We start from the raw sequence: 10,319 nt of genomic DNA on the forward strand, positions 1-10,319 counted from the left end.
GACCGACCTCTGTAGCACCGCAGCCTCGGTTAAGAAAAAACCTCCGGCTGGCCCCGAGGATAATGATCCTGTCGGCCTCAGGTATCCTATTGCTGGGCGTGTGCCTGACGGGCGTGGCCTGGTACGTGCTGCAGGTCGGTGCAACCAAGTCGGCCTTGGAGCGCGTCGACACAAACATGCGGGTTGCATGGGATGTGGTTCGCGCCAATGGCGCCACTTTCACAAGTGTCGAGGGCAAGCTTCTGGCGGATGGTCACGTCCTAAACGACGACATAACGACTGTAGACAAGGTCAAGAGTCTGGTGGGTGGCACTTGCACTATTTTTCTTGATGACCTGAGAATCACCACTAATGTCCAGAAACCAGACGGCACGCGGGCGGTAGGGACTCGGCTCGCACGGAGTGCGGCTTACGAAGCGGTCATCGATCGGAAGACGCCATTTCGCGGAGAGGTCGAGATACTCGGCACGCCCTATATGACCGCCTACGATCCGATTCTCGATTCGAATGGAAAGGTGCTCGGCATTCTCTACGTCGGAATCAAGAAAGCCGACTTCCTGGAGACCGCTAACAATACGCTTTCAACAATCATCTACTCGACCCTTGGAGCGATTTTACTTGCAATGGCGGCCAGCTATGTTGCTACGCGTTCGCTCATTCGGCCGCTGAAATTGCTCACGGGCGCCATGCACAAGCTCGCCGAGGGAAATTTCCAGGTCGTGCTGCCCGGTCTTGACCGCAGTGACGAGGTCGGCGAGGTGGCGCAGGCGGTAGAGATCTTCAGGGTCCAAGCCGCCGAGAAAGCTCGTAATGAGGCAATCCTGAAAGAAGAGCGGCGGCAAACCGCCGAACAGGCCAAGGGCAAGGCCTTGCAGGAAATGGCGGAAGCCGTTGAGCGAGAAACCAACGCCGCGGTCGGCGAGGTCGCGACGGGGACCGAACGCATGGCCAGAAATGCGATCTCGATGACCGATAGCGCGCTTCTGCTTGGAAGGAACAGCAGCAGTGTTGCGGCCGCCGCCGAGGAAGCCCTCTCCAACGCACAGACGGTCGCCAAGGCCTCGTCGCAATTGAGCGTCTCGATTGCCGAGATCGCATCCCAGGTCAAATCGTCACGGGCACTGACGCTTGAGGCCGTGACGGCGTCGACCCAGGCGCAGTCAACAATCGCCAAATTATCCGAGGCCGCCGGCAAGGTCGGCGCGGTGACCAACCTGATCAGCGAGATCGCAAGCCAGACCAACCTGCTCGCGCTCAATGCGACCATCGAAGCCGCGCGGGCCGGTCAGGCAGGCCGCGGCTTTGCCGTGGTGGCCGCTGAAGTCAAGTCGCTCGCGGAGCAGACCGCCAAAGCTACCAGCGAAATCGCGCAGCAGATCACCGAAATCCAGGATGCAACGCAGGCGTCGGTGGCCTCGATCATCTGCATTGGCGAGGTAATTCGCAATGTCGAATCTGTTTCGTCCATCATTGCCAATGCGATCGAAGAGCAAAACACCGTAACGGTGGAAATCTCCCGCACGGTTGAGGAGACCTCGCTTGCCGCCCGCGAGGTGGCCACGCAGATCGTCTCGGTCTCCAATGAGGCTGTCGAGACTGGCCGGCGCGCATCGGAAATCCGCGACGGATCGGCGGAAATCGCCAGCAAGGTTGAACTGCTTCGCGCCACGCTGGTGCGAGTGATCCGCACTTCGACGACCGATGTGGACCGCCGCGTTTCCTCCCGCGTTGATATTCACCGGCCGGCCACGCTCAAGCTGCAAGGCAAATCAGTCAGGGTCACCGTGCGCGATCTCTCCTTGGGAGGCGCGATGATCGATGGCGTCCTCCCCAACATGTCCGTCGATATGCCGATCACGCTAACCATAGATGGTATTGCTGCCGAGTTAAACGGCTTCGTTGCGCGCAGGGATGAAGACGCCACGTTTATGAAATTTGAATTGTCGGAAGCAGCCAACAAGATCATAGGTCAGTGGGTTTCGACCCGTTTGGCAGCATGACCCAGAAGTGGGTAATGGACCATCGGATAAGGGGTCCTTCCGGTGTTGGTTGCGTTTAGCCGCACGGGTGATCCAATTACGGGCGGTTTCAGCGATGCAAAGGTGATCAGGAAGTGCGGCGACGTGCCGGATGATTTGAGTGGGTTGGGATCGGAACGAATTACTCGGACCGTGGCATGGCGATCATCATGCGGAAGGCTGCCGGCGTTTATCGGCTATGACCGATCAACGTCGAGCTTCAGGTTGGCGACGAAAAAGGTATTATGCTGGATACATCCGCTACGGTTGATCAACGGTGTCGCAGCCTTCGAGCGCATGAAGTTGCGGACCTGGGAGCGCGCGGTGGTCTTGCCGCGACGGGATGTTGACGATCCATGGATGAACACCACATAGCGCCGGCCCTTGCGCCGCGCCTCTTCGAGACTGGCCCTGACAAGGTTAGTCACGCCAGCCATCGCCTCTGCGTAGGACATCAATAAAGGGTCGCGCTTGCCGAAATGCAGATCGACTTCATCCGACTTGGACAAGCTCAATTGGGATCTGTATTTCTCCCAATGGCCGATACCCGTCTGAAACTTCGTTGTCATGATCCTTGCCTTGTTCAATGATAGGCCGCGCCCGCTCGCCCTGGGCGATTGCTCGATAGGTCTGCTCCAGCAATGCCTGATTCGGGCTGATAGGATGCATATCCTGGCTCGTCATTGCGAGCCAGTCGGGCGCGAACGCGCGCTCGATTGGGCGAAGCAATCCATCGCCGCCACCGAAAGAAAAGCTGGATTGCTTCGTCGCAAGAGCTCCTCGCAATGACGGTGGGAAGGTCCTCATCCCAGGTTTCGCCGCCGATGTGAACTCAAGCGTGCCAGACTGGCATCACGCGAAGGCGGCCTCGCGGCTTTTGCCGATTTCGCTGCGCAGCCAGCCATACCAGCTTTGCAGCCCGTCGCCGCTGCGCGCCGAGACCTGGAACACCCGGATATCCGGATTGACCTCGCGCGCATTTGCGACCGCGCGGGAGACATCGAAATCGACGTGAGGCAACAGATCGGTCTTGTTCAGGATCATGATTTCGGCGGCGCGGAACATGTGCGGATATTTCAGCGGCTTGTCTTCTCCTTCGGTCACCGAGAGGATGACCACCTTGGCGCGCTCGCCGAGATCGAACATCGCCGGGCAAACCAGGTTTCCGACGTTCTCGATCATGACAACGGAGCCGAGCGCCGGCTTCAACTGCGAAAGGCCCCGCGCCACCATGTCGGCTTCAAGATGGCACCCCGTGCCGGTGTTCACCTGCACGGCCGGTGCGCCCGCGGCGCGGATCCGCTCGCCGTCATTGGCCGTCGCCTGATCGCCTTCGATCACATAGAGCTTCAGCTCGCCGCAGAGGTCACGAATGGTGCGTTCGAGCAGCGTGGTCTTGCCGGCGCCCGGCGAACTGACCAGGTTGAGCGCGAGAATCTCACGCCCCGCGAACCAGGCCCGGTTTTTGGCCGCCAAGGCATCATTCTTGGCGAGGATGCGCATTTCCAGTTCGACGACGGCGTCCACCGAACGCGTCTGATGGCCGTGATCATCGTTGTGCCCGTGATGCTCGTCATCGTGGGAACGACGGTGGCTATGCCTGGTGCCATCGGCATGAACATGGTCGTGCGCATGCTGGTGCTCCTGGTCGTGATCGTGATGATCGTGATCGTGCCCGTGGCCGTGGCTGACAGCGTCGGCATGAGCGTGAGCACGCGCGTGGGAATGGCTGTGCTGATGTTGGCCGTGACTGTGGCTGGTGCCGTCGGCGTGGGCATGATCGTGGGAATGACCGCCCATGGCAGTCTCCTTTCCGGTCTGAAGATTGAGAATTGTGGCGCCTTCCTTGTTCCCGCATCCGCAATGCCCGCACATCAGGCAATCTCCCCTTCGAGTTCCATGCTTTTGATATTGAGTTCCTCGCCCCGCAACCGCTGGTTCTGACGGGAGCCGCAGGCGCAGGGCGTAAACAGCGTAGCCGCCGCAAATTCCAGGCCGCAGGTCTGGCAACGGGCGCGGCCCTCGATCTGCCTGATCTCCAGGGCGGCGCCCTCGAGCAAGGTGCCCTGCGCGACGGTTTCGAAACAGAACATTATCGCATCCGTCATCACGCCCGTGAGCTTTCCGACCTCGAGCGTCACCCGACGGACCCTGCGTCCGTTGGCGGCGTCGCCGACGATGGCGACAATGTTCCTGACAATGCCGAGCTCATGCATACGACGCCCTCAACAGATCCGCGGCAACTGTTCGCCGACCAGCATGTCGACAATCCGCCGTCCGCCAAACACCGTACGCATGGTGACGCGCCCGCCCTCGCCTTGGCTGACACGTCCGATGATCCCGGCGCCGCCGCCGAGCGGATGCGCGCGCATCGCGGCAAGTGCCGCGTCGGCCTGCTCGGGAGCCACGATCACGACGATCTTGCCCTCATTGGCAAGATAGAGCGGATCGAGACCGAGAATCTCGCAGAATGCCTTGACGTCTTCGCGAATTGGGGTTGCGGCCTCATCGATCTCGATTCCGACCTGCGACGCATCGGCGATCTCGTTGAGCACCGTGGCAAGGCCGCCGAGGGTGGCGTCGCGCAGGAAGCGGACCCCAGGCGCCGCCGTCAGCAAGGCCTCGATCAGGCCATGCAGGCAGGCGCAATCGCTTTCAATCAAGCTATCGAGCGCCATGTCGCCGCGCGCGCACAGGATGGCCGCGCCGTGATCGCCGAGCAGGCCGTTGACCAGCACCACGTCTCCCGGTCGCGCGGTATCGATGCCGAGCGCGAGCCCTTGGCGGATCACGCCAAGGCCGGTGGTGGTGATGAACAATTTATCGCAGGCGCCGCGCTGTACCACCTTGGTGTCGCCGGTGACGATCTGAACACCGGCATCGCCTGCGGTCTTCGCCATCGAGCGCGCCACCCGGCGCAGCACATCGACGCTCATGCCTTCCTCGACGATGACGGCGCAGGACAGATAAAGCGGCCTCGCCCCGCCGACCGCGAGGTCGTTGACGGTGCCGCACACCGCGAGTTCGCCGATGTCACCGCCGGGGAAGAACAGCGGATCGACCACGAACGAATCGGTTGTAAACGCCAGCCGGTCGCCATGGGCCAGGAGCTGCGCAAGGTCAAACCGCGCCTGATCCTCCAGCGGCCCCGGGGCACCATTGGCGAACGCGGCGACGAACACGTCATCGATCAGGTCCTTCATCGCCTTGCCGCCGCCGCCATGGGCGAGCGTCACGGTGTCGACACTGACCTTGCCGAGCCGCCGGGCGTGGATAAACGGTGCGACGTTCATACCGCCTCCTTGTAGCGCTTGACGCCGCCATATTGGTAATAGGCGGCGCAGGCGCCTTCGGACGACACCATCAGCGCGCCGAGCGGGGTTTCCGGCGTGCAGGCCGAACCGAACACCTTGCATTGCCAGGGTTTTATGACGCCCTTCAGCACCTCGCCGCACTGACAGGATTTTGGATCGGCGATCTTCAGGTTCGGAATGGCGAACTTCTGCTCGGCGTCGAAACGGGCGTATTCGTCGCGCAATTTGACGCCGGAATGATCGATCGAGCCGAGCCCGCGCCACTCGAAGAACTCGCGCAGCTCATAAACCCGCGACACCGCCCGCAGCGCCGCCGCGTTGCCAGCGTCCGGGACGATCCGCGCATACTGGTTCTCGATGTCGGCGCGCCCCTCCTTGATCTGCTTCAGCACCATCCAGATCGATTGCAGGATGTCGAGTGGTTCGAAGCCTGCGACCACCATCGGCTTCTTGTAGAAATTGGCAATGAACGCATAAGGCGCGGTGCCGATCACCATCGAGACGTGGCCCGGGCCAAGGAAGCCGTCGAGCTGCAGACCGGGACTGTCGAGGATCGCCTTGATGGTCGGCACGATCGTGATGTGATTGCAGAACACCGAGAAATTGCCGATGCCTTCGGCTTCCGCCTGCAGCACGGTCAGCGCGGTCGACGGCATCGTGGTCTCGAAGCCGAGCCCGAAGAACACCACCTCGCGATGGCAGTTGTTGCGCGCCAGCGCCAGGGCATCCATCGGCGAGTACACCATCCGCACGTCGGCGCCACAGGCCTTGGCCTGCAACAGGCTTTTCTTCGAGCCCGGCACCCGCATCGCGTCGCCGAAGGTCGTGAAGATCACATTGGGATTTTCGGCAATTGACACGCAATCGTCGACGCGCCCCATCGGCAGGACGCAGACCGGGCAGCCCGGCCCATGGATCAGCTCGATTTCCTTCGGCAGCATGCCCTCCAGGCCATAGCGAAAAATCGAATGGGTGTGGCCGCCGCAGACTTCCATGATGTAGAGCGGCCGGTCGGCGGGAAGACTCATGGTCGAGACCAGCCCCTCGATCTCCTTGATCAGGACCCGAGCTTTCTGTCCGTCGCGAAACTCATCGAGATATTTCATGCCGCGGCTCCCTTGGTCGTTGCCGAACCGCGATCGTCCGCCAACAAGGTGTGAACCAGATCCCAGAGTATGTGATAGGCGGCGACGTGGCACTCCTGGACGCGGTGGATCGACGAGGTCGGAACCACGAGGCAGTAATCGACCACGCCCGACGATTTCATCTTGCCGCCATCGCCGCCGGCCAGACCGATGGTGAGGATGCCGATTTCCCTGGCCTTGGCAAATGCCGCCATGATGTTCGCGGAATTGCCGCTGGTCGAGATCCCGATCAGGGCATCACCCTTCCTGCCCTGCGCGAGCAGTTGCCGCACAAAGACGTGCTCGAAGCCGAGATCGTTGCCGACGGCGGAAATCATCGCCAGATCGGCCACCAGATTGGTGGCGGCAAGCGCCGGGCGTCCCGCGGTGATCGGATGCACGAATTCCACCGCGACATGGGAGGCATCGCAGCTTGAGCCGCCATTGCCCATGGAAAACATTCGTCCGCCGCCGCGGTATACGTCGGCAAGCGCTTTCGCCGCCGCAACGAGCACAGGGGCGTGCTCGCTGAAAAAGCGTGCATTGGTCTCGCGCGAATCCCTGGCTTTCTCCTCGACCGAATGCAGCAGCGCCGCGTCGAGCCGCGCCGGCGTCTGCGGCTGGCCGTGCAGGAATGGATAAAGCGCCTTGAGGTCGCTATCGCTGGACATGGCATGCCTCCCTATTCTGCAGCCGACAGCCGCATGGCTTCCATTTCAGCCTGCGCCTCACCGAGTTCGGTGAGGATCTGCAATGTCAGCGCCGCCTCTTGCTCATTGATTCGGCTCATGGCGAAGCCGACATGCACCAGCACCCAGTCGCCGACACAAGAATCCACCGGATGATCTTCGTTGACGATGCAGGCGATGTTGATCTGCCGCTTGACGCCGCCGACATCGACGGTGGCAAGCTTCCTGGTGACGTCGTCGATCCCTACGATCCGTCCGGGAATACCGAGACACATGACGCGCTTCCTTCCCTTTGGTTTTTTGTCCTGATGTTGTTGGAATTGATGAGATGTGCGGCGCCGATCGCGGCCTGGCCGAGCGCGAGGCCGCCGTCATTGGCGGGCACCTGCGCGTGCGACAGCACGGTGAAGCCTTCGCTTTCGAGGCGGCGACTGACCTCTTCGAACAGGATGCGGTTCTGGAAGCAGCCGCCGGACAGCGCCACCGTCCTAAAACGGCGCGGCCCGGCCTCGTCCTCGCCGCCGGCCAGTTTCCTGGTCATGGCGACAATGGATTTCGCCAGCCCCTTGTGGAAGCGCGCCGCCATGACAGGCACCGGCGTTTTCAGGATGAGGTCGCCAAGCACCGCGCTCCACGTCGCCAGCGGTTCGATGTAGGGCAACCCCGAGCCGCGCAGGTTTGGGATGCCGAGGGGATAGCCGAGCGCATCGTCCTCGTGGTGCAGCGTGGCCTCATCGACCATGGCTTCGAGCCGGGCGGCCGCTTCCCCTTCGTAATGCTGCCGCTCGCGGCAAATATCCAGCGCCGCCGCGACTGCGTCGAACAGCCGCCCGCATGATGAGGCCAGCGGCGCGTTGACGCCATTCCTGATCATGGCATCGAGGGTGGCGCGCGGCTTGCCCGCGAGATAGGCGTGCAATTCCAGTTCCTCGAAATTGATCGCGAACTCGGCCCATTTCATCTCCGCCATCAGATGGGCGTAGAGATTGCGCCAGGGCTCGCGCGCCGCCTGCGCGCCGCCCAGCATGGCGACCGGCTTGAACGTCCCGAGCCTTTGGTAGCGCCGGTAGTCCGCGAGCAGGAACTCGCCGCCCCACAGCGTGTCGTCGCCGCCCCATCCCAATCCGTCGAGTACGATGCCGAGCACGGCGGGGGCATCCAGTGCATAGCCGTTCTCAGCCAGGCATGCGGCGACATGGGCGTGATGGTGCTGTACTTCGATCAAGGGCAGCGCATCGGCACTTGCACGTTCTCGCGCCAGTTTCGAGGCGAGATATTCCGGATGCAGGTCCGCGACCAGTGCGACCGGCGCGTGATCGAACAATCCGGTGTAGAGCGCCAGGTTCTTGCGATAATCGTCGAAGGTCCTGATATCCTCGAGATCGCCCTGATGCTGCGAGAGAATAGCGGCGCCGTCTTTGACGAGACAGAACGTCGATTTCAATTCGCCGCCCATCGCCAGCAAGTCAGGCGCGGCCTCGAATCCTTTCGGAAGCCCGATGGACTCGGGCGCGTAGCCGCGCGCGCGGCGCATGATGCGCGCCCGCCCGGCGACGACGCGCGCCACGGAATCGTCGATCCGGTTGGCGATCTCGCGATTGTGCGTCAGCGCGTAGGTCGCGATGCCGCCGAGCCGCTCGCCGAGTTCGCCATCGGAAATCACCTGCGGCTCGTCGGACAGGTTGCCGCTGGTCATCACCACCGGCCGGCTCATCCGCCGCAACACCAACCGATGCATCGGCGTGGTCGGCAGCATGAATCCCAGGGTTGCAAGGCTGGGAGCGACGGCGTCCGGCAGTTTTTCGGCGCCGTCGGCGCGCAGCAGCACGATCGGCGCCGGCGCGGAGGTCAGCAAACGTTGTTCCTCGGCGCTGACGCTGCAATAGCGCCTGATGACATCGATATCCCGAGCCATCAGCGCGAACGGCTTGGCGTCGCGCTTCTTCAACTGCCGCAATCTTGCGACCACATCGGCCTTGGCGGCGTCGCAGCCAAGCTGATAGCCGCCAATGCCCTTGATCGCGACGATCTCGCCGTTCTTCATCAGTCCGCAGGCGGCATCGACATCGTCCATCATTGAAAACTGGTCGAAGCCGAACGGACGGCCGTCAAAACGAACGAGCTTCGCTTTCGGCCCGCAGACATGGCAGGCGATGGCCTCAGCGTGAAACCTTCGATCGGCCGGATCGTCGTATTCTGCGCGGCATGCCCTGCACATCGCAAACGGGGCCATCGTGGTGTTGGCGCGATCGTAGGGAATGCCGTTGACAATGCTGAGCCGCGGCCCGCAATGGGTGCAGTTGGCGAGAGGATAGCGATATCGCCGCTCGAACGGGTTGGCGATTTCCTGCGCGCAATCAGGACAAATCCCGGCATCGGGCGCAACCTGCGTATGGGCATCGCCGGCCAGGCTCTCGGCGATCATGAACTCCGTCGGGAGATCGCCGCAATAGGGGTGCGTCTCGATCCCATCGATACGGGCCAGCGGCGGCGGTTCGCGTTCAATCCGTTCGACCAGCGCGGCAATCGCGGCCTCAGGGCCGAAGGCGCGAACCAGCACGCCGCTGGAATCGTTGAGCACCTCGCCCGAGAGCGCCAGTTCGCGCGCATAGCGCCAGACGGTCGGACGGAAACCGACGCCCTGCACCCGTCCGCGCACCCGGATCTCGATCGAAACCCGGTCATCAACAGGCGCGATGGTGCGATAGAGATTCACGGCGCGGCCTCCCACAGGAGAACACGGTTGTTGCCGGCGTCGGCGATGACGAGCAGATCGCCGCAAGCCGCGGCCTGGTATGGCCAGCAAAGGCTGTCCCGGGCGGCACAACGCCAGCGATTGTCACCCTTGTCCGAGAACTTCGGCTGCCCGGCCAGCGCGATCGCAGGCGCATCCATCGACAGACCGTCGAGTTCAAAACCAACGAGACGCGAATTTGCGGTATCGGTCACGACCAGCATGCCGCCCTGCACGGTGAGCCCATACGGCATGTTCAGCGCGCTCGATGTCGGATAGTACGACGCCCGGTTGTGGTCGAGCCCCATGAAGTCGGTCTGCCCGAGCACGAAATCGCAAGCTTGCCCGATCGAGACTGGAAAGGGCCGCCATGCCATCACGCGGTTGTTGCCGGCGTCGGAGATGAACAGCATGCCGCGCTTGACCGCAATACCGTGCGG

12 protein-coding genes are annotated in these 10,319 nt (G+C 62.4%); 2 read left to right on the forward strand and 10 right to left on the reverse strand.

Going from position 1 to position 10,319, the window contains the following annotated elements; genetic code table 11:
• Positions 1 to 2,000 (forward strand): cache domain-containing protein (locus tag ABSG20_RS20465; RefSeq protein ID WP_423866332.1); only part of this gene is annotated, 2,000 nt, incomplete at its 5' end.
• Positions 2,001 to 2,215: 215 nt separating this feature from the next.
• Here ABSG20_RS20465 and ABSG20_RS20470 read toward each other — a convergent pair.
• The 3 genes from ABSG20_RS20470 to hypB are packed head-to-tail and all read right to left on the reverse strand — an operon-like array spanning position 2,216 to position 3,545.
• Positions 2,216 to 2,587: a hypothetical protein gene (locus ABSG20_RS20470; RefSeq protein WP_423866342.1), complete on the reverse strand. Its 372-nt coding sequence runs from the start codon at positions 2,585 to 2,587 to the stop codon at positions 2,216 to 2,218.
• Positions 2,511 to 2,825, reverse strand: coding sequence for a hypothetical protein (locus ABSG20_RS20475; RefSeq protein WP_423866333.1), 315 nt, complete (start codon positions 2,823 to 2,825; stop codon positions 2,511 to 2,513). The genes ABSG20_RS20470 and ABSG20_RS20475 overlap by 77 nt, the downstream gene beginning before the upstream one ends.
• Positions 2,826 to 2,870: 45 nt before the next feature.
• The gene (gene hypB, locus ABSG20_RS20480; RefSeq protein ID WP_423866334.1) at positions 2,871 to 3,545 is read right to left on the reverse strand and encodes a hydrogenase nickel incorporation protein HypB; all 675 of its coding nucleotides are present in this window, start codon (positions 3,543 to 3,545) and stop codon (positions 2,871 to 2,873) included.
• 12 nt (positions 3,546 to 3,557) lie between these two features.
• On the opposite strand from hypB, the gene ABSG20_RS20485 reads away from it, so the two are divergent.
• Complete coding sequence (locus tag ABSG20_RS20485; RefSeq protein WP_423866335.1) at positions 3,558 to 3,962, forward strand: hypothetical protein; 405 nt, start codon at positions 3,558 to 3,560, stop codon at positions 3,960 to 3,962.
• On the opposite strand, the gene ABSG20_RS20490 is transcribed toward ABSG20_RS20485, so the two are convergent.
• From ABSG20_RS20490 to ABSG20_RS20520, 7 genes are all read right to left on the reverse strand, one after another.
• A complete protein-coding gene (locus ABSG20_RS20490; RefSeq protein WP_423866336.1) occupies positions 3,893 to 4,234 on the reverse strand; it encodes a hydrogenase maturation nickel metallochaperone HypA/HybF in 342 nt (113 codons plus the stop codon). The two genes, ABSG20_RS20485 and ABSG20_RS20490, sit on opposite strands and share 70 nt — an antisense overlap.
• A 9-nt stretch (positions 4,235 to 4,243) precedes the next feature.
• The gene (gene hypE, locus ABSG20_RS20495) at positions 4,244 to 5,311 is read right to left on the reverse strand and encodes a hydrogenase expression/formation protein HypE (protein ID WP_423866337.1); all 1,068 of its coding nucleotides are present in this window, start codon (positions 5,309 to 5,311) and stop codon (positions 4,244 to 4,246) included.
• The gene (hypD, locus tag ABSG20_RS20500; RefSeq protein WP_423866338.1) at positions 5,308 to 6,438 is read right to left on the reverse strand and encodes a hydrogenase formation protein HypD; all 1,131 of its coding nucleotides are present in this window, start codon (positions 6,436 to 6,438) and stop codon (positions 5,308 to 5,310) included. Before hypD ends, hypE begins: the two co-directional genes overlap by 4 nt.
• On the reverse strand, positions 6,435 to 7,127 hold the full coding sequence (locus ABSG20_RS20505; RefSeq protein ID WP_423866339.1) for a D-sedoheptulose-7-phosphate isomerase: 693 nt from the start codon (positions 7,125 to 7,127) through the stop codon (positions 6,435 to 6,437). The genes hypD and ABSG20_RS20505 overlap by 4 nt, the downstream gene beginning before the upstream one ends.
• 11 nt (positions 7,128 to 7,138) lie before the next feature.
• Positions 7,139 to 7,420, reverse strand: a complete 282-nt coding sequence (locus ABSG20_RS20510) for a HypC/HybG/HupF family hydrogenase formation chaperone (RefSeq protein WP_423866340.1) — start codon at positions 7,418 to 7,420, stop codon at positions 7,139 to 7,141.
• Positions 7,390 to 9,861, reverse strand: coding sequence for a carbamoyltransferase HypF (hypF, locus tag ABSG20_RS20515; RefSeq protein WP_423866341.1), 2,472 nt, complete (start codon positions 9,859 to 9,861; stop codon positions 7,390 to 7,392). Before hypF ends, ABSG20_RS20510 begins: the two co-directional genes overlap by 31 nt.
• Positions 9,858 to 10,319, reverse strand: a 462-nt coding sequence (locus tag ABSG20_RS20520; protein WP_490338331.1) for an NHL repeat-containing protein, incomplete at its 5' end; no start/stop codon positions are given. The genes hypF and ABSG20_RS20520, both read right to left, overlap by 4 nt.

The organism is Bradyrhizobium sp. (assembly GCF_049512235.1).
Lineage (GTDB): Bacteria > Pseudomonadota > Alphaproteobacteria > Rhizobiales > Xanthobacteraceae > Bradyrhizobium.

Coding starts and splice junctions, on each gene's coding strand:
- ABSG20_RS20490 (WP_423866336.1), bottom strand. CDS start 4,234: ATGCATGAGCTCGGCATTGTCAGGAACATTGTCGCCATCGTCGGCGAC.
- ABSG20_RS20470 (WP_423866342.1), bottom strand. CDS start 2,587: ATGACAACGAAGTTTCAGACGGGTATCGGCCATTGGGAGAAATACAGA.
- ABSG20_RS20505 (WP_423866339.1), bottom strand. CDS start 7,127: ATGTCCAGCGATAGCGACCTCAAGGCGCTTTATCCATTCCTGCACGGC.
- ABSG20_RS20475 (WP_423866333.1), bottom strand. CDS start 2,825: ATGAGGACCTTCCCACCGTCATTGCGAGGAGCTCTTGCGACGAAGCAA.
- hypD (WP_423866338.1), bottom strand. CDS start 6,438: ATGAAATATCTCGATGAGTTTCGCGACGGACAGAAAGCTCGGGTCCTG.
- ABSG20_RS20485 (WP_423866335.1), top strand. CDS start 3,558: ATGGCCGTGATCATCGTTGTGCCCGTGATGCTCGTCATCGTGGGAACG.
- ABSG20_RS20510 (WP_423866340.1), bottom strand. CDS start 7,420: ATGTGTCTCGGTATTCCCGGACGGATCGTAGGGATCGACGACGTCACC.
- hypE (WP_423866337.1), bottom strand. CDS start 5,311: ATGAACGTCGCACCGTTTATCCACGCCCGGCGGCTCGGCAAGGTCAGT.